The sequence below is a fragment of the Streptomyces sp. NPDC046759 genome (assembly GCF_040645475.1).
In the GTDB taxonomy this organism is placed as follows: domain Bacteria; phylum Actinomycetota; class Actinomycetes; order Streptomycetales; family Streptomycetaceae; genus Streptomyces.
Window position 1 is genome coordinate 105,674 of the sequence record NZ_JBEYYJ010000020.1, and the last position, 22,983, is coordinate 128,656.

At 70.0% G+C, this 22,983-nt stretch carries 18 protein-coding genes and 2 tRNA genes; 15 read left to right on the forward strand and 5 right to left on the reverse strand.

What is annotated here, in order from left to right:
• Positions 1 to 238 precede the first annotated feature (238 nt).
• From ABZ919_RS25710 to ABZ919_RS25720, 3 genes are all read left to right on the forward strand, one after another.
• Positions 239 to 6,427 (forward strand): DNRLRE domain-containing protein, encoded by a 6,189-nt coding sequence (locus ABZ919_RS25710; protein ID WP_361252144.1) that lies wholly within the window; start codon positions 239 to 241, stop codon positions 6,425 to 6,427.
• A 105-nt stretch (positions 6,428 to 6,532) separates the two neighbouring features.
• Positions 6,533 to 6,685 (forward strand): hypothetical protein, encoded by a 153-nt coding sequence (locus ABZ919_RS25715; protein ID WP_361252147.1) that lies wholly within the window; start codon positions 6,533 to 6,535, stop codon positions 6,683 to 6,685.
• Positions 6,686 to 6,858: 173 nt separating this feature from the next.
• Entirely contained in the window at positions 6,859 to 7,884 is a 1,026-nt protein-coding gene (locus ABZ919_RS25720; protein ID WP_361252149.1) for an FKBP-type peptidyl-prolyl cis-trans isomerase, read from the forward strand.
• A gap of 1,813 nt (positions 7,885 to 9,697) precedes the next feature.
• On the opposite strand, the gene ABZ919_RS25725 is transcribed toward ABZ919_RS25720, so the two are convergent.
• Positions 9,698 to 9,916 (reverse strand): hypothetical protein, encoded by a 219-nt coding sequence (locus ABZ919_RS25725; protein WP_361252152.1) that lies wholly within the window; start codon positions 9,914 to 9,916, stop codon positions 9,698 to 9,700.
• A 1,128-nt stretch (positions 9,917 to 11,044) separates the two neighbouring features.
• On the opposite strand from ABZ919_RS25725, the gene ABZ919_RS25730 reads away from it, so the two are divergent.
• Together ABZ919_RS25730 and ABZ919_RS25735 are read left to right on the forward strand one after the other, a co-directional pair.
• Entirely contained in the window at positions 11,045 to 11,416 is a 372-nt protein-coding gene (locus tag ABZ919_RS25730) for a hypothetical protein (protein ID WP_361252155.1), read from the forward strand.
• Between the two features lie 277 nt (positions 11,417 to 11,693).
• Complete coding sequence (locus ABZ919_RS25735) at positions 11,694 to 12,803, forward strand: SpoIIE family protein phosphatase (protein WP_361252157.1); 1,110 nt, start codon at positions 11,694 to 11,696, stop codon at positions 12,801 to 12,803.
• 67 nt (positions 12,804 to 12,870) lie between these two features.
• Here ABZ919_RS25735 and ABZ919_RS25740 read toward each other — a convergent pair whose 3' ends face one another.
• Together ABZ919_RS25740 and ABZ919_RS25745 are read right to left on the reverse strand one after the other, a co-directional pair.
• Positions 12,871 to 14,142: a glycoside hydrolase family 3 N-terminal domain-containing protein gene (locus ABZ919_RS25740; protein ID WP_361252160.1), complete on the reverse strand. Its 1,272-nt coding sequence runs from the start codon at positions 14,140 to 14,142 to the stop codon at positions 12,871 to 12,873.
• 328 nt (positions 14,143 to 14,470) lie between these two features.
• Positions 14,471 to 15,388 carry an aminoglycoside phosphotransferase family protein gene (locus tag ABZ919_RS25745; RefSeq protein WP_361252162.1) on the reverse strand — a complete coding sequence of 306 codons (918 nt, stop codon included), beginning with the start codon at positions 15,386 to 15,388 and terminating at the stop codon, positions 14,471 to 14,473.
• A gap of 202 nt (positions 15,389 to 15,590) precedes the next feature.
• Here ABZ919_RS25745 and ABZ919_RS25750 point away from each other — a divergent pair, with 202 nt between their 5' ends.
• The 3 genes from ABZ919_RS25750 (at position 15,591) to ABZ919_RS25760 (ending at position 16,497) form a co-directional block, all read left to right on the forward strand.
• On the forward strand, positions 15,591 to 15,944 hold the full coding sequence (locus ABZ919_RS25750; protein ID WP_361252165.1) for a DUF6233 domain-containing protein: 354 nt from the start codon (positions 15,591 to 15,593) through the stop codon (positions 15,942 to 15,944).
• A 44-nt stretch (positions 15,945 to 15,988) separates the two neighbouring features.
• Complete coding sequence (locus ABZ919_RS25755) at positions 15,989 to 16,213, forward strand: hypothetical protein (protein WP_361252168.1); 225 nt, start codon at positions 15,989 to 15,991, stop codon at positions 16,211 to 16,213.
• A 71-nt stretch (positions 16,214 to 16,284) separates the two neighbouring features.
• Positions 16,285 to 16,497: a hypothetical protein gene (locus ABZ919_RS25760; protein ID WP_361252170.1), complete on the forward strand. Its 213-nt coding sequence runs from the start codon at positions 16,285 to 16,287 to the stop codon at positions 16,495 to 16,497.
• 124 nt (positions 16,498 to 16,621) lie between these two features.
• Here ABZ919_RS25760 and ABZ919_RS25765 read toward each other — a convergent pair whose 3' ends face one another.
• Both ABZ919_RS25765 and ABZ919_RS25770 read right to left on the reverse strand, forming a co-directional pair.
• Complete coding sequence (locus ABZ919_RS25765) at positions 16,622 to 17,278, reverse strand: SDR family oxidoreductase (RefSeq protein WP_361252173.1); 657 nt, start codon at positions 17,276 to 17,278, stop codon at positions 16,622 to 16,624.
• A 329-nt stretch (positions 17,279 to 17,607) separates the two neighbouring features.
• Complete coding sequence (locus tag ABZ919_RS25770) at positions 17,608 to 18,873, reverse strand: amidohydrolase family protein (protein WP_361252176.1); 1,266 nt, start codon at positions 18,871 to 18,873, stop codon at positions 17,608 to 17,610.
• A gap of 300 nt (positions 18,874 to 19,173) precedes the next feature.
• Here ABZ919_RS25770 and ABZ919_RS25775 point away from each other — a divergent pair.
• The 7 genes from ABZ919_RS25775 (at position 19,174) to ABZ919_RS25805 (ending at position 22,982) form a co-directional block, all read left to right on the forward strand.
• Positions 19,174 to 19,246 (forward strand) — tRNA-Thr (locus ABZ919_RS25775).
• A 46-nt stretch (positions 19,247 to 19,292) separates the two neighbouring features.
• Positions 19,293 to 19,365, forward strand: a tRNA-Met gene (locus ABZ919_RS25780).
• A 90-nt stretch (positions 19,366 to 19,455) separates the two neighbouring features.
• Entirely contained in the window at positions 19,456 to 19,620 is a 165-nt protein-coding gene (gene rpmG, locus ABZ919_RS25785; RefSeq protein WP_003948671.1) for a 50S ribosomal protein L33, read from the forward strand.
• Between the two features lie 166 nt (positions 19,621 to 19,786).
• Positions 19,787 to 20,239 carry a MaoC family dehydratase N-terminal domain-containing protein gene (locus ABZ919_RS25790; RefSeq protein ID WP_361252178.1) on the forward strand — a complete coding sequence of 151 codons (453 nt, stop codon included), beginning with the start codon at positions 19,787 to 19,789 and terminating at the stop codon, positions 20,237 to 20,239.
• Positions 20,240 to 20,246: 7 nt separating this feature from the next.
• Positions 20,247 to 20,675 carry a MaoC family dehydratase gene (locus ABZ919_RS25795; RefSeq protein WP_361252181.1) on the forward strand — a complete coding sequence of 143 codons (429 nt, stop codon included), beginning with the start codon at positions 20,247 to 20,249 and terminating at the stop codon, positions 20,673 to 20,675.
• Positions 20,676 to 20,789: 114 nt separating this feature from the next.
• Positions 20,790 to 21,359, forward strand: a complete 570-nt coding sequence (locus ABZ919_RS25800) for a helix-turn-helix domain-containing protein (RefSeq protein WP_361252182.1) — start codon at positions 20,790 to 20,792, stop codon at positions 21,357 to 21,359.
• Positions 21,360 to 21,446: 87 nt separating this feature from the next.
• Entirely contained in the window at positions 21,447 to 22,982 is a 1,536-nt protein-coding gene (locus tag ABZ919_RS25805) for a DHA2 family efflux MFS transporter permease subunit (protein WP_361252185.1), read from the forward strand.
• Position 22,983 lies beyond the last annotated feature (1 nt).

Sequence of the window (22,983 nt, forward strand, 5' to 3'; positions counted from 1 at the left end):
ATCCACACAATCGGAATCTCTGAATCCGCCCACAACAGGCATCTGACCTTGGGTTCTTTACTGGAATTTACCAAATCTTCACCTTGGTAAAGATGTTGCTCGGGTGCATGTGGATCATTTGACAGCCCCCCACGGCTCAAGATTTTCGTTGCAACAGGAGTTGCAGATGATTCACGCACGCCTAAGAGCGTGGCCAAGAACGGCTAAAGCCCGCGTCCCCAGACGGTCGCGGCGGCGTATGGGAATCGCCGCTGCGTTGTCGCTGGCGATGCTGGCCGAGGCGGCGCTGATGCTGGACGCGACCGGCGCGGCCGCTGCGGTCGGCAAGACCGGAGCTGCTGCCGCTTTTGCGAGCAAAGCCAAGAAGCCGACCGGGCCGGCTCAGGCGGACGATACGGCCTCGGCCGTGCTGATGGCCCGGTTGCAGAACCGCAGGATCGAGGTGCTGTCGGCACGGACGGCGGACACCACGACCTGGGCGCTGCCTTCGGGGTCGCTCCAGACCGAGTCGTTCGCTGGCCCGATCCGGGTGAAGCGGGATGGCGCGTGGCGCGACATCGACACCTCGCTGACGGACGCGGGTGCCGAACTGAAGCCGAAGGAGGCTGCCGCCGACGTCGCCGTCTCCCACGGTGGTGACAGCCGGCTGGCTTCGGTGGCCCGGGGCAAGACCCGGTTCTCCATGGGCTGGCAGGACAAACTGCCCGCACCGAAGGTGTCCGGGGCCACGGCCTCCTACACCCTGGGTTCCGGCCAGACGTTGAAGGTCACCGCGCTCAGGCAGGGCTTCTCCGAGGACGTGATCCTCGCGAGCAGGCCGAACGGCCCGGTGTCGTACCGGATCCCGCTGCACCTGGACGGCTTGAAGGTGTCCCAAGCCAAGTCGGGTCACCTGCTGATGAAGGACGCCTCCGGCAAGCTGGTGGCCGAGGCCCCGGCGCCCATGATGTGGGACTCCTCGCGGGACCGGCGTTCGGGTGAGTCCGCGCACCGGGCGCGGGTGGCCACGAAGGTCAAGACTGCCGCGGACGGTTCGCAGACCCTCGTGCTGACTCCGGACCGGAAGTTCCTGGCGGACCCCGCCCTTACCTATCCGGTGACTGTGGACCCGACGTCCACGCTTGCGGTGACGACGGACACGTGGGTGCAGACCCCCGACTACCCGGACTCGCAGGTCTCCTCCGAGGAACTGAAGTCGGGTACCTACGACGCGGGCACGGACGTGGCGCGCTCGTATCTGAAGTTCGACGTGTCGCCGTTCACGGGCAAGCACATCCAGTCGGCGACGATGTCGCTGTACAACTACTACTCGTCGACCTGCTCCACGTCGGGTGCGACCACGGACGCCAAGCGGATCACCTCCACGTGGTCCTCCTCGTCGATCACCTGGGGCGCCCAGCCCACCACCACGACCACCAACAAGGCGACGAACAGCGGACACTGGGGCTACGACTCCTCCTGCCCCGGAGCCTGGTCGAACTGGAACCTCCAGGCCATGGTGCAGGACTGGGCCAATGGCTCGACCAACTACGGCCTCCAGGTAGCCAGCGCCAACGAGAACGACGCCACCACCTGGCGCCGGTTCCGCTCGGCCAACTACTCCACGTCCGGGTACGCGCCGAAGCTGGTGGTGACCTACAACTCCTACCCCGGCGTGCCGACCGCGGCGGCTGTCTCGCCCTCGGCCGTCAACGCCTACAACGGCAAGCGGTACGTGACCTCGCTGACGCCGACCCTGTCGGCGAAGGTGACGGACGCGGACGGAGGCACGGTCAAGGCCCAGTTCGAGATCACCCCGGACCCCGCGTACAACGACACCACGTACACGTACACCGCGACCAGCGCGGGTGTGGCGTCCGGTTCCACGGCCACCCTGGCCGTCCCGTCGGCCAACGCCTTCCCCGCGGGCTCGCATCTGCGGCTCCGGGTGCGCGGCTACGACTCCACCGACTACGGCTCCTGGACCGGGTACACCCCGTTCGTACTGAACACGGCGCTGCCCGCGGCTCCCAGCATCAGCTGCTCCTCGTATCCGCAGGACACCTGGTCGGCAAAGGCGACGGGCGCGGTGACCTGCACGCTCGACACGACGTCGACGGACGGACAGGGCTTCAAGTGGGGCCTGGACGACCCGGCGATGAAGCAGAGCGTGTACGACACGGTCGACGGCAACGGTGGCGACCCGCTGAACATCTCCATCACCCCCGCCGACGGCTGGCACACCCTGTACGCCCAGACCATCGACTCGGGCGGCAACCTGTCCTCGACGAACACGAAGTACTCGTTCGGTGTGGGCGCGGACGGTGCCGCGCTGCTGAGTCCCGGCGACGGTGACCGCCCCGCACGCAGGGTTGCGCTGGCGTCGACGGGCAAGAACACCTACACCGGTGTGACCTACCAGTACCGTCGCGGTGAGACCGACACCTGGCACAGCGTGCCCCTGGCCGATGTCACCAAGAGCAGTGACGGCTCGGCCGTAGTGGCCTGGCCGCTGGCCGCACCGAATGGTGCGCCTCCGGCGCTGACGTGGAACATCACCACGTCGCTGACCGAGGACGGTCCGGTCGACCTGCGTGCCGCGTTCACCGACGGAACGACGACGGGTTACTCCCCGGTGTCGACGGTCACGGTGGACCGCAACGCCGGCACCGCGCCCTCCGAAAAGGTCGGTCCGGGGACGGTCAATGATCTGACCGGTGACTACACCCTGTCGGCCACCGACGCGGCCGCGTTCGGCATGAGCGTGTCGCGCACGGCGTCGTCCCGGAAGCCGACCGCGGGCGCGGACGCCCAGGGCCAGGTGGCCATCTTCGGCCCGCAGTGGACGGCCGGCACGACCGCGGAGATCACCGACTCCGACTACGCCTACCTGCGCCAGACCTCGTCCACCTCGGTGGCGGTCGTGGACGTGGACGGCGACGAGACCGGGTTCACGGCCACGTCAACGGGTGGCTGGAAGAGCGAGCCGGGTTCGGAGGACCTGACGCTGACCGGGGCGCTGACGGGTTCGTTCACGCTGAAGGACACCGACGGCACGACGACCACGTTCGCGAAGGTCGATCCCGCCGCCACCACCTGGGAGGTGTCCGCGACCTTCCTGCCGACCAGCAACTCCACCACCACGGTGGTCTCGGAAAAGGTCGTCAACGGTTCGACGACGCTGGCCCGTCCGAAGTATGTGATCGCGCCCACCTCTGCGGTGTCATCCGCGACGTGCTCGACGACACCGTCTACCAAGGGCTGCCGCGTCCTGGAGTATGTGTACGCCGCCACCACGACCGCCACGTCCTCGGTGTTCGGTGACTACGCGGGCCAGGTGTCGCAGATCAAGCTGTGGGCGACCGACCCGGGCGCGGGCTCCGCGACCGCGTCGGTGATCGCGCAATACGACTACGACACCTCCGGCCGACTCCGCGAGAGCTGGGACCCCCGGATCTCGCCCGCGCTGAAGACCGCCTACACCTACGACAGCGCCGGCCGTGTCGCGACCCAGACGTCACCCGGTGAGCTGCCGTGGACCTTCACCTACGGCCAGGCCGGCAACGCGGCCACCGCGGGCGACGGCATGCTGCTCTCCGCCTCCCGTCCCACCCTGGTGGCAGGCTCGAAGACGCAGACCGACGGCGGCACCGCCACGACCAGCATGGTCTACGACGTTCCGCTGACCGGCACCGGCGCCCCGTACTCGATGAGTTCCACGGACGTCGCGGCCTGGGGCCAGACGGACATCCCGTCCGATGCGACAGCGGTGTTCCCGGTGGACGCGGTTCCCGCGTCGCATACCGGCTCGAACCTTACGGCGGCGAACTACACCCGTGCTTCGATCTCGTATGCGGACGCTTCCGGCCGTGAGGTCAACAGTGCGACGCCGGGTGGTCATCTGACCACGACCGAGTACGACCACTTCGGCAACACGGTCCGGGAGCTGACCGCGAGTAACCGTGAGTTGGCTCTTGCCACGAGCGGTGCGGGGCGGTCCGAGCAGACCCTGCTCGGGATCAGTGGCCTGTCCACGGCGGACCGCGCGGAGCAGCTGTCCACCACACATGTGTTCTCCATCGACGGGCAGCAGGAGCTGGAGAGCTTCGGCCCGCTGCACATGAGCACCCTGGCCGGTGTTCTGCACGCCGGTACGGGCGGCACCGACCTGCCTGCGGGCAGTGAAGTGGCGGCACGTCAGCACACCGTCACCGCCTACGACGAGGGCCGGCCCACCGACGGTTCGGCCACGGTGTCCAACCAGCCGACCACCGTCACGGTCGGCGCGTACGTGGACGGGTACCCGTCCGACGGCGACATGCGGGTCTCGAAGACCGCATACGACTGGGTCAAGGGCGTGTCCACGTCCACCACGGACGACCCGGGCGGTATCAACCTCGTCAAGACCACGGCGTACGACACCCAGGGCCGGGTCATCAAGACCACCCTGCCCAAGTCGAACGGCGCCGACGCCGGTGCCACGGTGACCACCTACTACTCGGCGACGGGTACGGGTGCGTGCAACGGGCGTCCGGAGTGGGCGGACCTGGTCTGCTCGGTGGGTCCTGCCGGTGCCATCACCGGCGGCGGTACCAATCCCAGCCAGCTGCCCACCAAGACGACCGAGTATGACCGCTGGGGCAACATCTCCAAGCTGACGGAGACGGCCAACGGGCTCACTCGCACCACCACGACCACTGCTGACGCCGCCGGCCGTCCGACCCTGGTGTCGGTGACGGGCGGGGTGGGCACCGCGGTCGCGGACACCACCACCACCTACGACACGGCCAACGGCAAGGTCGCCACGACCACGTCGAACGGCCAGACCATCACGCATGTCACCGACATGCTGGGACGGGAGATCTCCTACAGCGACGGCAGCGGCAACACCGCGGCCACCCAGTACGACGCGCTCGACCGGCCCACCCAGGTGACCGACTCGGCGCCGTCGACGACCACGTACACCTACGACACCGCCAAGGACCCGCGCGGCCTGGAGACCTCCCGCGCCGACTCCGTCGCCGGTGCTTTCAACGCCACCTACGACGCGGACGGTGACCTGGCCACCGAGCAGCTGCCCGGCGGTTACACCCTCACCGACACCCAGGACGAGACCGGCGCGGAGACTTCTCGCGTCTACACCAAGGACAGCGATGGCACCGTCGTCGCCTCCGACACCGTCGACCAGTCCATCCAGGGCCAGGTCGTCGACGACACCGACACGGGAGGCCAGACCTACTCCCGTGACTACGCCTACGACAACACCGGCCGCCTGACCCAGGCGGACGACACCGCCCCGGACGGGACCTGCACCCGCCGCGGCTACACCTTCGACAGCAACACCAACCGCACCGCCCTGGCCACCAGCGTCAGCGCGGCGGGCACGGCGTGCAGCTCCACCGGCGCCACCACCATCAACAACTCCTACGACAGCGCCGACCGCCTGGTGAACGCGGGCATCGTCTACGACGCCTTCGGCCGTACCACCACCCAGGCCTCCGGCACGACCATCGCCTACTACACCAACGACCTCGTCCAGCAGCAGACCTCCGGCACCAGCCGGCAGACCTGGACCCTCGACGCCGCCCAGCGCCTCGCGTCCTGGACGACGGAGACCAACAACGCCGGCACCTGGACCCAGACCGGGGCCAAGGTCAACCACTACGGCGCGGACGGCGACAGCCCCGACTGGATCAAGGAGGACACCACAGGCACCATCACCCGCAACGTCCAGGGCACCGGTGGTGACCTGGACGCCACCACCAACGCCACGGGCAACACCGTCCTGCAACTGACCGACATCCACGGCGACGTCACCGTCCAGCTCCCGCTGGACATCTCCAAGCCCGTCGTCGCGTCGGCCTACGACGAGTACGGAAACACCGAGGCCGGCACCGCAGCCACCCGCTACGGCTGGCTGGGCGGCAAGCAGCGCTCCAGCGAGACGGTCACCGGCGCCACCCTCATGGGCGTACGCCTCTACGACCCCACCGCCGGACGCTTCCTGTCCACCGACCCGGTTCCCGGCGGCTCGGCCAACGCCTACGATTACTGCAACGGTGACCCGATCAACCACTACGACCTGGACGGACGCAGCTGGTGGCACCGGTGGGTGCACAGAGCGGGACGTTTCGTCGCGCGTCACCAGACGTGGGTCTCCTGGGGTCTGGCCGCGGGCTGCTCCTTCGTCACCGAAGGATGGGGTGCACCCGCCTGTGCGGCGGGAGCCGGCGCCGTGACGGGCTGGATCGCCTACCGCTACGGCACCAAGCGACGGCACCGGCACATCGGTGGCTACTGGGCCAGTTCCTGGCGCGGAGCTCGTGACGGGCTGCTGGGCTATGGCTTCGGACGCACGGCCCACTACGTCAGCAGGGGCCGCGCCCTGTGGCGGTCGGCGCGGCTCTGGCGCAGAGGGCTCTACAGCCACGTCTGGCCACACTTCTGACGTCGCAGTTCTCAGTCTCAGACAGGAGTACAACACGTGTTCGGAGATCCACGCCGACACACCCGCCGATGGGCCGCACAGCACCCCCTCGGTACCGGGGTCGTCATGGGGACGGTCTTCTTCCTCATCGAGATCGCGGCGACCGGGGACTTTGTCGGCACCCTGCCGTTCGCAGGAGTCATCGGCGGCATCTTCTGGCTCACGGCCCTGAACGAACGACGCAGGCGCAGAGCTGCCGGCAGGCAACAGCAGCTCTGACCGTGTGAGCGGGGTGGGGCGGTGCGAGCGCACTGCCCCACCACGTGCGGAAAGTCTGCTCCGGCCCTGCAGGACACGGCGCCGGACGGAAGACAGTTCACTGTGGGGCGGCCGGTCCGAGATCCTTGGCGGCCACCCCACCCGATTCCCGTAAAGAACCCGGAAAGAAGTACATGCGTCGCTTCGCAGCGCTGCTGATAGCGCCCGCCCTCCTGCTGGTGGGGTGCAGCAGCAACGATTCATCCCACCAGTCCCGGCCGGATGGCTGGCACCGGCCGCTCGCGGCCCCCTCGGTGCCGGTGCACGCGCGGCCCGAGCCCGCTGCGGTCCACACGGACGCCGTATTGCCCACCATCTCCGGGCGGTTCGGGCGCCCGGCCACGATCTCGGTTCCGAAGTCTGCGCCGAGCGGCATGTTCGTCGTGGCACCGCAGACGCGTGGGCGGGGACCGGCCGCGCACACCGGCGACATCGCCGTGATCCGCTACACCGCCAAGGTGTGGCGCACCGGAAAGACACTGTCCGGCTCGTACGACAAGGGCGCTCGCCCCCAAGTGTTCGCCGTCGGGCGCGGCGCGACCCTGCCCGCCCTGGACCGGGCCGCGCAGGGGCAGCGGGCCGGGAGCAGGGTCCTGGTCGTCGCACCCCCCGCCGCCGCCTACGGCACCACCGGCAGTGCCCAGCTCCACATCACCGGCAAGGACACCATTGTCTACGCCGTCGATATCCTCGACGTCATCGGCTCCCACGCCCTCGTCACGGGCGACCAGCACCCGGTCCCCGACGCCCTGCCCTCGGTCCACATGAACAAGACCGATGGCACCGCCGCCCTCACCGTCCCCGACCAGGCGCCCCCCAAGGGCCTGGTCGTCAATCGCCTTGTGGACGGCACCGGCCCGGCGGTCAAGGCCGGACACACCCTGGTCCTCCAGTACTCCTCAGCCGCATGGGACACCGCCCGCGGCAAGGACGAGGCGCCCCTCTTCAAGAGCTCCCGCGCCGACGGCGCCCCACTGCCCGTCGTGATCGGCCGCGGCAACGTCATCACCGGCTGGGACCGCGCCCTGACTGGCCAGCGGGTCGGCAGCCGAATCCTCGCCATCATCCCCGCAAAGCTCGCCTACGGCCCGCATCCCCCGAAGGGCCTGGAACCCGACGCCACCGTCGTCTCCGTCCTCGACATCCTGGCCGCCGCATGAGGCAAGGCCGCACCGTACGGCCGCCGTGTTCGGCTGGCCACATTGCACCAACGGAGCGCCCCGCGCTCACCCCATCGAGGGGGTTACGGGAGGTGCCGGCCGAGTTGCATGTGGCGATACTGGCGGAGGCGATGCATGCGGTGGTGCATCGGGTGCCGTCAGCTGCGACTTGGCCATCGAGCACCGTTGTCTGGTTCGAGCCCGTGACCGGCGCCCAGCTGTATCGGGTTTCGGCTGGGCAGCGGCTGAGATGACGACGGCGGCAACGGCTAGCGAACTGGCTCCGGTGCGGCGGTGTCTCCCAAGACGGGAAGCCTGGGGTAGGGCCCTGTTCAGTCGGGGAGAGGCGTGGGTGCCGGGCATTCGGCTCTGCGAGGCGGTGGGAGCGGAGACGCTACCCCCTCTGTGGGGCAGATGTGGGGCGGCTGGTTGCGGCTCGCCTCCCCCAGCAAGAGTGCAGATTCGACTTTCGGCAGGTCAGCGGCAGCTGAGCTAGCCCGCTGTAAATCTGCCGGCTCAGCCTTCCCAGGTTCGAATCCTGGCGCCGCCACACGGGAACGAGAGCCCGGTGACCTGCGAATAGCAGGTCACCGGGCTCTCGTCGTATCGCCGAGTGATCAGTGGACTGTCTCGCGCTGTCTCGTTGCAGCGGTAGTACCGGGGTCCCAGGAGGCGCATGACCGGCTTGCGGTCTCGACACGTGCTCCCGAGCCTCGATCCATGCCGGGATGAACGCACCTCACAAGGTATGTTTTATTCCGATTTGTGGCCAAATCGAAGGAGCGGCTGTGATCCTCTCGGAAATCTTGGAGCTTTTGGCGCGCCTCACTCACGTCCCCATCGAGGTGCAGCATTGCCTTACCGCACTGGCCAAGCACTGTCGTTTCCAAGGTGCGTAACTGGCCCAGCGCCGGGGTCTGTTGCTCTGCTCGGCCGGAGGGGCTCATGGTTGTGCGGGCGGTCGGCCGGCATGACGGCCACAGAACTGTGTGCGGCGCCGAATCGCTCCACCGTATAAGTCCCGGCAACGGACGATGTCCAGTGTGCCTCTGCACGAGGTACGGACGACCGGAGGCCGGCTCGAAGTGGCGCTTGTATTCCTCCAGGCCGTCGGCCCTTCTGGGGCGCGCAGGCTCTGGGAGCCGTAAACCTGCTGCTGCACCAGGGCAGGACTGCGCTGCTGATGCGACTTGGCGGACGATGTGGCGATGATCCTGGTCTGCCGGTGCAACGGCCTTTCGTAACCACCTTCCGGTGGGGCAGACGTGGGGTGACCGTCGATTTTGTCTTCGAAACCGCAGTTCGGGGGTCGTCCTCCGCACGGTCTGTAAATCTGCCGGCTCAGCCTTCCCAGGTTCGAATCCTGGCGCCGCCACGCTGGTGGAGATCGGCCCCTGACCAGCGCGTATGGTCGGGGGCCGATCGCTTTTCTGATCACTGTGGTTACCCGCCGCTCCCCGTGGTTCCCCGCCTCTTCGGGCACGCAGCGGGCACGGCCCAGCATCAGCCGGTCCTCCGCTATTCGTTCCGACATGCTTGTGGCCGGCCTCGGTGGCCTCGACCACGCTGTCCGGCTGCGATAGCCGAAGAAGTGAAGGGCCGGGTTTCTGATCTGCGGCCGCGTAATCGATCAACGCTGCGACCTGCGACTTAGCTGTCGGTGGTTGTCAGCGTTGGACGTCGTTGAGCACCCTCTGGCGGCCCAGGGTAGGTCTCAGCGTGCCCGACGGGTCGGCGCAGTCCCTGCGCCTCTCCCGGCTACGCTCGCGCGGGAGCGCCCCGCGGCGCGTGGCTGCGGGGCGCTTTGGGGGGTTTAGTCGATGGTGTACCCGTCGTACTTACCGCCCCAGCATTTGACGGTGTTGTGCAGATAGGGCTCTCCGCCGCCCTCCCTGCACTTAGCAGCGGTGGTGTAGTTGAAGTGAGGGGTGGGGCTGGGTGTCTCGGCGGTGGCTGTGGCGGCGCCTGTGAGGCCGAGCCCGGCGAGGGCTGCCGTGGCGATGACGGCGGCGAGGATTCGTCGACTGCGCATTCGGTTCCCCTTTCACGGATTGCCTCGGTTGGGCCACTAGCCAGCTTGATCTTCGCCCACGTGGGTGGCACGTCATGTTGCGCCATTCGGGTGACGATGCTGGCGGCGGGGTCGGTAACGCGCCCCGTCGGACAGGCCCTGGATGTATTGACCTGAAGCGTTGCTCACGCGGTCGGCGTAGCGGCTTTGGGGTGGCGCTGCTTCGGCGCGAGTGATCATGGCCCCGTAAGCTTCCGGCGCGTCGGGCAGTCTGTGGACCTGCCTGTTAAAGCACGACGTCGGGGCCATGATCTTCGAGGCTCGCGCCAAAGTGGCTCCGTAAAGCCGTGGAGCCGACCGCCTCAGCCACGATGTGTTCTGACCTCATGCCCTGTGTGCCTGCCTCTTGGGCGGGAGTGGGCGGCCGGCGGTGCCGAGTGGGGCGGAGACATGAGCGCGGGCGCCGCCGGCCGCCCGCTCCCGCCCGGAGGAGCGAAGCGGCGACGGGTGCTTGATGAGGTAGAGAAATCCGTAACGGGCTCTCTGGATGATCAAGCATCCTGGCTGTTGGGTGACCTACTGGAGGTCGTACTCCGCTGCAAGAACACGCCCAGGCCCCATGAAGTCGCGGGCGTACTCGGTGATCTGCCCGTGCTGGTCCCAGTAGCAGCGTGGGTTCCATTCCCACCGCCTCCGCGTGATGAGCGTGAGAGCGGCCCCTGACCAGGGAGACCTGGTCAGGGGCCGCTCTCATGTCCGGCCACCGTCGCTGCCCGCTGTTCCCCGTGGTTTCCGCTTCATCGGGCACGAGTGGGGCACGGCGCTTTGAGGTTCGGGTCGATCACCGGGGGAGCGCGGACGTTGACCAACCGGTCCTACGCCTCGGCCGATCGTCCACTGAGATCCGGCGCCGATCGCTGCTTTTCGCGCTCGTTGGTGTCAGCCACTGGTGTCAGCCGCCCTGCTGGTGCCTTCGATCCAGAGCAAGACACGACGGCCGGCGCGCTTGGGAACCTTGGGTCATCTACGGCTCACTGCAGGGCTGACCTGTGGCGGATAGGTGCTGGCACCTGGCGGTGGGTCCGTTCTTCTTGTCCGGCGGGTCGTCCCAGCGAATTCACCCCGACAACCGAGCCGTCCATCGTCGAGATGGTCATCAACCTGATCTACATCGTGCCCTGTCTGCTCCTCCGGGGCGTGCGGCGCGCCCTCGCCGGACCGCGCGGCGCCAGCACGGTCGAGGCCGAGCCGGAACAAGTCCGGGAGCGGTTCGGAGCACACATGACCTCAATCCCCGAGTGCGCGTACGAGCGGCAGCGACGTGTCGGCGTTCGGCGCGGGCACAGCGCCGACGAGACCCACCCGCCGACGCACCTCAGGCGTATGTGTCTGCTCGCCGGCCCGGCCACACCCGCTGCCGTGGTGGCGGACGGCGAACGGCAACGGCGGATCGCCGCCGAACTCGCCGGGGCCCGCGTAACGGTGGCCCGCCGCATCCTCCGGGAAGGCTTCGACGGCTGAGCCGTCTCTGACGGCTCTCGGACGACGTCTCGGAGCCCGATGACGATGGCTACGGCCTCGCCCCGGTGCCTCGTGCCCGCCCCGGACCAGGGAGTAACGACTGCTCGGAGGGAGGAACGACTGCTCGGAGGCAGTAACGACTGCTCGGTGCAGCCCTACCGGATGCCGTCCGGCGCTCCGAGCACGGCGCACACCCCGGGCGAGGTCGCCGGTGAGGATGTGACTCCCCGCTCGTATCGTGAAAAGGGACGGAGCTGTGGGGCAAGGCAGGGAAGCCATGAACGTACCGGCGGTCGACTACGCGGCGGTGTTCCAGGCCCTTCCCGGGGCGGTGGCGCTGGTGACTCCCCAGCTGATCTACGCGGACGCCAACGCCGAGTTCCTGCGCCTCCGGGGCGTCACCCGCGAGCAAGTGGTCGGTTGCTTCGTGCCCGAGGACCACCCCGAAAAGGACCCCGCCGAGCCTCTCCTGCTACGCGTTCTGGCGTCACTGCGCCAGGCGGCGGGCACCGGGGAGCGCAGCACCGTGGCGGTGCAGCGCTACGACACGGAGGACCCCGACCAGCCTGGAGTGTGGCACGAGCGGTACCTCAACGTGACCAACATCCCCGTGTTCGGATCCGATGGGCGGGTGACGCTGCTGCTGCACCGGGTGGAGGACGTCACCGAACTCATCCGTGCCCGTGAGGTCGCGCTGACCTTGCAGGAAGCCATGCTGCCCGCTCCCCGCCCGGTCGGCCGGCATCAGGCGGCCGTACGCTACCGGCCCGCCGCCGAAGCCCTGCACGTGGCCGGGGACTGGTACGACCTCGTCGACCTGCCCGGCGACCGCATCGCCGTCACCGTCGGCGACGTCGTCGGCCACGGCCTGCCCGCGGCCTGCGTCATGGGTCAACTGCGCAGCGCCCTCACCGCCGCCTCCCTCGTCGCCGAAGGCCCCGCCGGCGCCCTGGAAGTCCTCGGGCTGTACGCCCGCACCGTCGACGGCGCCGAGAACACCACCGTGGCCACGGCATTCGTCGACTGGGAGACCGGCACCATCACCTACAGCAGTGCCGGCCACCCCCCACCTGCGCTCCTGCAGAGGGACGGGACCGTCGAGTTCCTGGACCAGGCCACCGACCCGCCACTGGCCGCCCGCCCTGAACACGCCCCCCGGATCCAGGCTGCCGCGGCCTTCCGCGAGGGCGCCGTGCTGGCGCTCTACACCGACGGCCTGATCGAACGCCGCGGTGAAGACATCGACCACGGCCTCGCCCGGCTCGCCGATTCCCTGGTTCGCCACCAGGGAATCGACCCCGAGACCCTCGCCGACGCCGTGCTGAACGACCTGCTCCCGTCCGGTGACCCCACCGACGACACCGCCCTGGTCGTCGTGCGCCTGTGAATCCGGCCCGCCATGGAGTGGCCACGGGCGTACGGGCGCTCGGCCGGAGCGGAATCGCCTTTCGTGCTCAGGAGCAGAGATTCACGTGCCGGACGGCCAGGACGTGCCCCGCCGCGTCGATGAGGCGGCTGCGGGCGAGGTGTCCGCCGGACACCGCACTGGTGATCGCCGTGGCGATCGAGGACGTCTGTGAGCTGACGTTGCCACCCAGGTCGAACATGACCATGTCGGCGCCGGAACGCAGGGCCTGGACGGCCGCGGTGGGAACGGTGAAGCCGGCTGCGGAGATCGCCTTGGCGCTGAGCGAGTCGGTGACCACCAGCCCCTTGAAGCCCAGCTTGCCGCGCAGCTCGGAGGTGATGGCGGTGGGTGACAGGCTGGCCGGGTTGGTGCCCAGGCCCGGCACGATGTTGTTGGAGACCATGATGGCCGGGGCGCCGGCCTTGATGGCCGCTGTGAACGGCGGGACAGCCACCTTCTGCAGGGTGGACCAGGGCAGGGTGCGGGCGGGGCCGAAGTCGGAGTTGTAGCTCGAGCCGCCGAGGCCGGGGAAGTGCTTGACGACGGGTATCACGTGTCCGGCGCGCAGCCCGTTCATGTACGCGACGCCGTCCTTGGAGACCACCGAGGTGTTGCCGCTGAAGGACCGCCATCCGTCCGGGTTGGTCTTGCTGGGGGCCACGTTCCTGCCGTCGACGTCGACCACCGGCGCGAGGTCCATGTTCACCTGGGCGGCCGCCATCCTGGTCGCGACCTTGGTGACGTTCTGCTGGATCTGTGCCGGGGTCCAGTTCTTGCCCATGTTCGCGGCCCAGGGCAGGGAACCGACGAGGTTCGCCATGCGCTGGATGCCCCCGCCCTCCTCGTCGGTCATCACCAGCAGGCCCAGATGCCCTGGTACATGGGTCTTCAGGGTCGTGAGCCGGGAGCCGAGGTCCGACGGCGCCTTGCTGCCGAACAGCAGCACACCGCCCGCACCGGCGCTCACCTCCGAGGTGACGTCGGAGACCGAGGTCTCCGACACCGGGACGGCGACCGTCAGCATGGCCAGCCGGCGGTTCGACCACCCGGCGAGCTTCGAGCTGTTGGTGCACGCGGTGGGGGTGGTGAGGAACGGGGTGAAGGACGAACGGGAGTGGGAGGGCGCGGTGGACGGGGCGGGGGTCACTCCGGGGCTGCTGGAGTGCGGGGCCGCCTTGGGGGAGCCCGTGCCACAGCCGGCCAGGAGCATCGCCGTGACGGCGGTGGCCGTGCCCAGTCTTCGTGCGTTCCAGGCCGGGCTGGATATTCGTGGCGCTGCAGTCGCGCTTCTGCGGTCAGGGGACGACGGGAGATTCATCGTCCGGCCTCCTTCGGGAAGTCGCGACGGTGCCCGTCGCGCTGATGGCCGAATGAGCGTGGAATCGGCTGTACGGCACTTTGGACGCACACCAGCCCGCGTTTGTTCGCTGCTCCACGCCCGGAGTACCAGGGTCTCGCGCCTCGGAGGGGGGAGGAAGCCCAGCCCATGCGAGGTTGGGCCATTGCGGTGTCCCCGGGTTCGCACCCTGGCACCGCCGCATGGAACGGGAGGCCCCGTGACGTGGCGCCGCCGCATGGAACGCGAGGCCCTGTGACGTGAGCCGGTCTCGCAGGTCACGGGGCTCTCGTCGGTCGGCGTCGACCGTTCAGTGACCGGCCGTGGCGACGAGGCGTCTCAGTGCCGCGTGCGCGGGCGGCCCCCAGGTGCGCTTGCCACCGGGGCGGCCGTGGACGCCGGCCTCCCCGATGAGGATGCAGCTGAGGGCTTGCAGCACCGCCCAGCCGCGGGCGCGGCGCAGGGTCGCGGCGTCCGGGGCCGGCCGGTAGGCGCGGTGGAAGCGGTCGACGGAGCCCTCCGGCAGCAGGACCCAGCAGGCGCCGAGGTCGCAGGCCGGATCCCCGGCGCAGAGGTCCCCGAAGTCGATCACGCCGCAGAAGGTGCCGTCCGCGGTGAGGACGTTGGCCGGATGCAGGTCGCCGTGGAGCCACAGTGCCGGGCCCGTCCACGCGGGCGCGGTCGCGGCGTCTTCCCAGACGGCGCGCACCGCGTCCGGGTCGTGTACCAGCCCCAGTTCGACGGCTGAGGCGAGTCGCTCGGCGAACTGCCCGGCACGGTCGGCCAGCGGTCCCCCGCGGCCGAAGTTGCCGACGGGAGCGTGGTCGGGCGCGGGCTGGTGAAGATCCGTCAGGAAGGACGCCAGAACGCCGGCCGCCTCCGCAGCGGTGGCGGGGGTGCGGTCGGCCGGTGAGCCCGGCACCCAGGTGGTGACGATCCAGGGCCGCGGAAACCGCTCGGAGGGCTCGCCGAGGCGCTGTGGGACGGGGACCGGCAGGGGAAGGCGCGGCGCCAGTACAGGCAGCCAGGTGTGCTCCTTGCGCAGCAGCGCGTCCGCGGAGTGCGTCGCCCAGGGCAGTCGGACGGCGAGGTCGTCGCCGAGCCGCCACAGCTGGTTGTCCCAGCCGCGCGCGCCGAGCCTCACGGGGCGATCCGCCAGGTCGGGGTGCTGGTCGTGCAGCAGGTCCCGCACCAGCTCCGCGGTGATCTCGATCTCGGTGTAGGTCATGCGAGGCCACGGTAGCCGGAGAGGCATGGAGGCCCGTGGGCATCCGAGAGCTGCCATGGTCGCTTTCCGGCCATCACCGGCGCCGTGTCGTCCGGACGCCGACGGCCCGAATCACTGATCACCGGCTCGCGACGGCACGGAGCACCCGTTCGCTTCCATCCCGCTGGTCGCATCCGCTCGTTTCTTCACTAGAATCGAACGTGTGAACGATGACCGTCCCCTGACGCGTCTCGACATGCTGCGTTTCGCCCGCCGCGTCGTCGAACATCAGGCCGCGCGCCAGCTCGCCCTGATGGACCGGTGGATCGCGGACGAAGAGCGCAGGGAGGCCGAACGGCGGCGCCGCCTCGCCATCCGGCAGGCCGCTCCGGAGTGGCTGATCGAGCGCGGCCTGAACGGTCGCAGTGCGGTGTACGTCCACGTCGGCGGCTGCGGGAGCGCCGGCGGGCGTGCCAAGGGCGTCGGCCGGGACCAGGCCGTACGCGCGCTTACCGACGGAGGTGTCGCCGCGTGCCCGCTGTGCCGGCCGGACACCGTGCTGGGAATTCTGGAATGACCGGTCCGGGTGCGGGCCCGGGCGGTCCGGACGAAGCTGGAGTCATGGCCGGGAAACGACCCATCATCGTGCATCTGCCGTCTCCGACCGGCGGCCGCCGGGTCCGGGTGGACGGTGAGATCCTCGGCTTGGCGCACAACGTCGCGGACCTGGTGGAATTCCTGCGCCGCGCAGGGCTGGAGATCGAGCCGGAACAGGTGGCCGACTCGCCGCTGATCGACTGGCGCGGGGTGGGTCCCGACCGCTGGGAAGCCGAGACCCTCACCTGACGGCGACGTGCGCCATCGGCGCACAGGTCTCGCCGGGGTAGCCCGCGCCGCGGTACGGGCACACTGACCGCATGGCCTCCCGACGCAGAACCTGTCCCGTGTGCCACCGCGACATCGCCCTCGTCGCGGGCCGCTTCGCGCGGCACGACCCGCCCGGCGCGCGGGAGAGCGGGGAACTCGTCTCCTGCGCCGGATCGCGGCGGCAGGCGCAACTCGGGGCCGTCCAGCCGTCGCTGGACGGATACGTACTGCCGGAGTTCCCCGGGCAGCTGCCCCTGTTCTGACGTTCTGAGCCCGGGGAGGCGGAAGGGCCCGACGGGTCGGCTTGCGGAGCCCGACGGGGCGGCAGCGGGGGGTGCCGACCGCAGGGGTGGTGGTTCGGACCGTGCGGCGAAGGGGTGGCCCGTGTCAGTTCCCGGCCACCGACTTCACCGCGACCGACACCGGCGTCGAACCGCTGATCAGCTCCAGCGTCAGGCCGGTCGTCGCCGGGGTGTCCACCAACTCCGCCAGGACGGCCGCCACATCGTCCCGCGGGATCGGGCCGCGCCCGGTGTGCGCCTCCAGACGGACCAGGCCGGTGCCCGCGTCGTCCGTCAGCGCGCCGGGGCGCAGGATCGTCCAGTCGAGGGCGTCCTGGCGGGTGACGTAGGCGTCCGCCTCGCCCTTGGCGCGCAGGTACGCGTCGAACACGTCGTCGCCCTGGTGCGCGGGATCGGCGCGCATCGAGGACACGACCACGAAACGGCGCACGCCCGCGCGTACGGCCGCGTCCGCGAACAGCACCGCCGCGCCTCTGTCCACCGTCTCCTTGCGGGCCGCGCCACTGCCCGGGCCGGCACCCGCCGCGAAGACCGCCGCGTCGGCGCCCTGCAGGTGCGCCGCGACCTCCTCCACCGAGGCGGACTCCAGGTCGAGCAACACCGGTTCGGCGCCGGCCGCCCGCAGATCGTCGCCCTGTTCGGACTTGCGGATGATCCCCGCGACCTCGTCCCCGCGCGCGGAGAGCAGGCGCTCCAGCCGCAACGCGATCTGACCATGACCACCAGCGATGACAATGCGCATGATTCCGACCGTACGCCGGAAGGGGCGCAATCGCCGCATGAGTCAACCGGTGCGGGCGGAGCGCGCCGGGCGCCCGCCCACCGGCACACGCCGGGTGTGCGCAGCACACGTACGGCGCGCGTACGGGGCTACGCGCTCGGCATCCGCCGCGCCCGCCCTTCGAACTCCAGCCTCTTCACGACAATCTCGCGCCACGACGCCCCCGCGCCCCCAAAACCCCACGCGCCCCCGCCCGGCGACAACCCCGCCCCACATCGATCCGCCCACGGCAACCCGCGCTCCGGCCTACGGCAACCGGCCCCCGATCCCCTCCGGGTCGTCAACCCGTCCTACGACAGCTCGCCCCGCCCCTGCCGAGGCAACCCGAGCTCCGCCGCGGCCGCCGAGTTGCAGTACTCGCGTACCGCGCTCGTACGGGCGACCACGCGGCCGCGGTGCACCACGATCCGGCTGTAGGCCAGGGACAGGGCGCCGGCCAGGCGGTCGGCGCGCACGGCTAGGAGATCGGCGGGGAAGCCCGCCTCCACGCGCACCTCCGGCAGGCCCAGCACCACACGGGCAGAAGCGCTCACGGCGTCGTAGGCGTCCTCCGGGCGCAGGCCGTGGGCGGAGGCGAGGAGGTAGGCCGCCTCCAGCGGGTCGCCCCGGCCGACGGGGTTGGAGGCGTCGCGCAGGGCGCCGCTGCCGGCCGACACGCGTACGCCGGCCGCGCGCAGCAGCCGTACCGGCGCGGAACCCCGGCGGTCGGCGCCGCAGCAGCCGCCCTGGGGCAGGCACACCACGGTGACGCCGGCCGCAGCGAGTTGGTCGGCGGCGCGTGACACGGCCTCGGCGGGGAGGCGTGTGAGACCGGCGCACGGTCCGATCGTCACGCCGGGGCGCAACCCGCCTGCCATGGCCGCGAGCCGGGACAACCGGGCCGGGTCGGAGGCGTCCGTGTGCAGATCCACCGGGCAGCCGTGCTCGGAGGCCACTTCCAGAACCGCCTCCACATAGCCCGTGGGATCGGGGTCAAGGTCCGGGCAGCCGCCCACCACCGAGGCGCCCATCTTGACCGCGTCGCGCAGCATCGCCAGCCCGTCGGCGCCCGCCACGCCCGTCAGGAGCCGTGGCATCGCCACTGTCGTCAGCTCGGCCAGCCCCCGCAGCGAGCGACGCGCCTGCAGTACCGCGCCCATCGCGCCGAGCCCCTGGACGTCGCCCACGCGCACGTGCGCGCGTACCGCCGTCGCCCCGTGGCCGAGCTGCAGCAGGGCCGCCTCCGTCACCCGGCGCTGGACGTCGTCGGGGGCGTACGACGCCGGGCCGGGGTGCTCGGCGGACAACGCGGTGTCGCCGTGGGCGTGCGGTTCGGCCGGGGCCGGCAGCAGCAGGTATCCGCTGAGGTCCACGCGCGTGGCGCCCGCCCGGGCCGGCCCCGGGAAGGCCAGGCTGCCGGCCGTGCCCACCGCCTCGATGCGTCCGCCGCCCAGCCGCACGTCCACGCTCCGGCCGTCGGTGAGCCGCGCCCCGCACAGCAGCAGGGCGGCGGGCTCGGACTGGCCCGAGAATCCCGAGGGGTTCGACGGCGGCGGGGGCGGCTGGCTGTCGGGCATCGCGCTCCAGGGTGGGGACCGGGGGCTCGGGCGGGCCGCGTGAGGGATCGGGGCGTGGGACCCAAGATCACGCAGAGCGAGTCGAGCCTAGGGTGGCGAGCCGCGCCGGGCGCGCAGGAGCGCAATAGTCGTACCGGTGTGGTCCGCCCTTGGCGGTACGCGCGTCGCCCACTCGGTCGGCTCCGGCCACCCCCTCTGCGACTGCCGAGACCGCTGAGCGGGCCGGGGTGGGGGTCGTCGGGGGCCGCCGGATACGGATTTGGGTGAACGGCGGCGGACCGTGTAATGTCTTCATCGCTCGCCCCAATAGCTCAGTCGGCAGAGCGTCTCCATGGTAAGGAGAAGGTCAACGGTTCGATTCCGTTTTGGGGCTCTGGTGTGTGAGGTTCCCGCCGAAAGGCGGGGTCCGATCGCATCACAGCGGTGTAGCTCAGTCGGTAGAGCAAGCGGCTCATAATCGCTGTGTCACCGGTTCAAGTCCGGTCACCGCTACTGACAGTAGCCGATTGCGGGGTCGGTCCTTCGATCGGCTACTCTTTCTTGCGTTGAACTAGTCCATCCGTTCGTCTTAGGAGCACTCACGTGGCTGCCACCGACGTCCGCCCGAAGATCACGCTGGCCTGCGTGGAGTGCAAGGAGCGGAACTACATCACCAAGAAGAACCGGCGTAACAACCCGGATCGTCTTGAGATGAAGAAGCACTGCCCGCGCTGCAACGCGCACACCGCGCACCGCGAGACGCGATAATCAGGCTCGTCCGCGAGGCCGTCCCCTTCCGAGGGGGCGGCCTCGCGGCGTTTCACGGCTTCACCCGTGCTTCAGCGGCCGGGACCCACGCGTCCCCGCGCGCATTCCCGGGCCGGATTCCCGCTAATTTGGGGCCATCACAGCAGACATCAGGAGGTGCCGGGCCATGGCGCTCGACCAGTCCTTCGTGGGACGGACCTACCCGCCCACCGCGCCCTACGAAGTGGGCCGGGAGAAGATCCGCGAGTTCGCCGAGGCGGTGGGCGAGACCAACCCGGTGTACACGGACCCCGAGGCCGCCAAGGCGTTCGGCCACCCCGACGTGATCGCTCCGCCGACGTTCGTGTTCTCCATCACCTTCCGGGCGGCGGGGCAGGTCGTCGAGGACCCGCAGCTCGGTCTCGACTACAGCCGCGTGGTGCACGGCGACCAGAAGTTCGCCTACAGCCGCCCGGTGCGCGCCGGCGACCGGCTCACCGTCACGTCGACGATCGAGGCCATCAAGTCCCTCGCCGGCAACGACTTCCTGGACATCCGCGGTGAGGTGCACGACGAGGCGGGCGAACACGTCGTGACCGCATGGACCAAGCTCGTGGCCCGCGCGGCCGAGGAGGCGTGAGGACCTGATGACGGCGAAGATCGCGTACGACGACGTCGAGGTCGGCACCGAACTGCCGGTGCAGTCCTTCCCCGTGACCCGGGCCACGCTCGTGCGCTACGCGGGTGCCTCGGGGGACTTCAACCCGATCCACTGGAACGAGAAGTTCGCCAAGGAGGTCGGCCTGCCGGACGTCATCGCGCACGGCATGTTCACCATGGCCGAGGCGATCCGCGTGGTCACCGACTGGGTTGGGGACCCCGGAGCGGTCGTGGAGTACGGCGTCCGCTTCACCAAGCCCGTCGTCGTGCCGAACGACGACGAGGGCGCCCTGATCGAGGTCGGCGGCAAGGTCGCGGCCAAGCTGGACGACAACACCGTGCGCGTGGATCTGACGGCGACCAGCGGCGGCCAGAAGGTGCTGGGCATGTCCCGGGCGGTCGTGCGCCTGGCCTGACGTGCCGGTGCGACGCGGCGAGGTGAGGGGCGTCTCCTGCCGGGGCGCCCCTCGCGCATGTCCGTGCCGCGAGGCCCTTGCCCAAGTTAGTGATTGAGTACTAACTTACTTCCCGTGGTCAGGATGAGCGCAGAGGAGCGGCGCGAGAGCGTCATCCGTGCGGCGATCGCGGAGTTCGCGCAGAAGGGCTTCTACGGCACTTCCACCGAGGCGATCGCGCATCGCGTGGGCGTCTCGCAGCCGTACCTCTTCCGGCTCTTCGCGGGCAAGAAGGCGATCTTCGCCGCCGCGTCGCTGCGGTGCGTGGAGGACACCTGCAAGGTCTTCGAGGAGGCGGCCCAGGGGTTGCACGGCGAGGAGGCCCTGCACGCCATGGCGAACGCCTACGTGCGGCTGATCACGGAGCAGCCCGACAAGCTCCGGATGCAGATGCAGACGTACATCGCGGTCGCGGCGGCCGAGGCGGAAGGCGACCGTGAGTTCGGCGAGGCCGTGCGGGCCGCCTGGATGAAGCTCTGGGACACCGTGCACCTGCCGCTGGGCGCGGACGACGACGAGACCACGACGTTCCTGGCGTACGGAATGCTCATCAACACCCTCACCGCCATGAGGTTTCCGGCTGAGCACCGGGTCTGGCAGGCGATGTATCCGGCGGCCCGGGTCACCGGGCGACTGGAGAAGTAGCGCGGCGAGGGCGGCGTCGCCCGCCTTTTCGCGCCCGTGAAAGTTAGTCATCAATAACTAACCGGTAGATCGCTCTCTGGGGGAGAGATGTCACAGCAGACCGCACCGAGTGGGACGGCACCGGCCGAGTCCGCACCGAGCGCCACGCGCGCAAGCGCCGCGTGGGCCCTCGTGATCACCAGCGTCGCCGGCTTCATGGCGGCCCTCGACAACCTCGTCGTCACCACCGCCCTGCCCTCCATCCGCAAGGACCTCGGCGGCGCGCTGGACGACCTCGAGTGGACCGTGAGCGCCTACACGCTCACCTTCGCCGTCCTGCTGATGTTCGGCGCCGCGCTCGGTGACCGCTTCGGCCGCCGCCGGCTCTTCATCGCCGGACTCGCCGTCTTCACCGGCGCCTCCGCCGCCGCGGCCATGGCTCCCGGCATCGGCTCGCTGATCGCCGCCCGCGCGGTCCAGGGCGTCGGCGCGGCCGTGATGATGCCGCTCACTCTCACCCTGCTGACAGCGGCCGTGCCCGCCGCCAGGCGCGGGATGGTCTACGGCATCTGGGGCGCCGTCAACGGGCTCGCCGTCGCCTCCGGGCCGCTCATCGGCGGCAGCCTCACCGAGCACGTCTCCTGGCACTGGATCTTCTGGCTGAACGTCCCGCTCGGCCTGATCGCGCTGCCGCTCGCCCGTCTGCGCCTCGCCGAGTCCTACGGCACCGGCGCCCGGCTCGACGTCCCCGGCACCCTGCTCGCCAGCGGTGGCCTCTTCGGGATCGTGTACGGCCTCGTCCGCGGGCCCGCCGACGGCTGGACCGACACCCTGGTACTGACCTCGCTGTTCGCCGGCTCCGCACTGCTGGTCGGGTTCGTCCTGTACGGCTCCCGCGCGGCCGACCCCATGCTGCCCATGAGGCTTTTCCGGTCCCGTGCCTTCGCCGGCATCAACGCGGCCAGCCTGCTGATGTTCGTCGGCATGTTCGGCTCGATCTTCCTGCTCAGCCAGTACATGCAGGGTGTGCTCGGCTACTCGCCCACCGAGGCGGGCCTCAGGATGCTGCCCTGGACAGGCATGCCGATGCTCGTCGCGCCCATCGCCGGCATCCTCTCGGACCGCATCGGCGGCCGCCCGGTCGTCGCCGCGGGCCTGTTCCTGCAGGCCCTGGGTCTCGGCTACATGGCCGCCGTGGCCACCGCGGACGCCTCCTATGCCGTCCAGCTGCCCGCCCTGATCATCAGCGGGGTCGGCATGGCCCTGTACTTCGCGCCGGCCGCCAATCTGGTGATGTCCAGCGTCCGCCCGCAGGAGCAGGGCATCGCCTCCGGCGCGAACAACGCGCTGCGCGAGGTGGGCGGTGCGCTCGGTATCGCGGTGATGTCGTCGATCTTCTCCGCACAGGGCGGCTACGAAAGCGCGCAGAGCTTCGTCGACGGCCTGCGGCCTGCCCTGGTCACCGGCTCGGCTGTGGTCGCTCTCGCCGCGGTCGCGGCCCTGGTGATCCCGGCCCGGCGTAACGCCGCCGCGCAGGCCGCGGGGAAGGGGCGGACATCCGCGGACGCCGCTGAGACCAGTGCCTCGAAGACGACTGCGCCGAGGAGCACGGCCCCGAAGGCCACCAGGGAGACCGCCGCTTAGG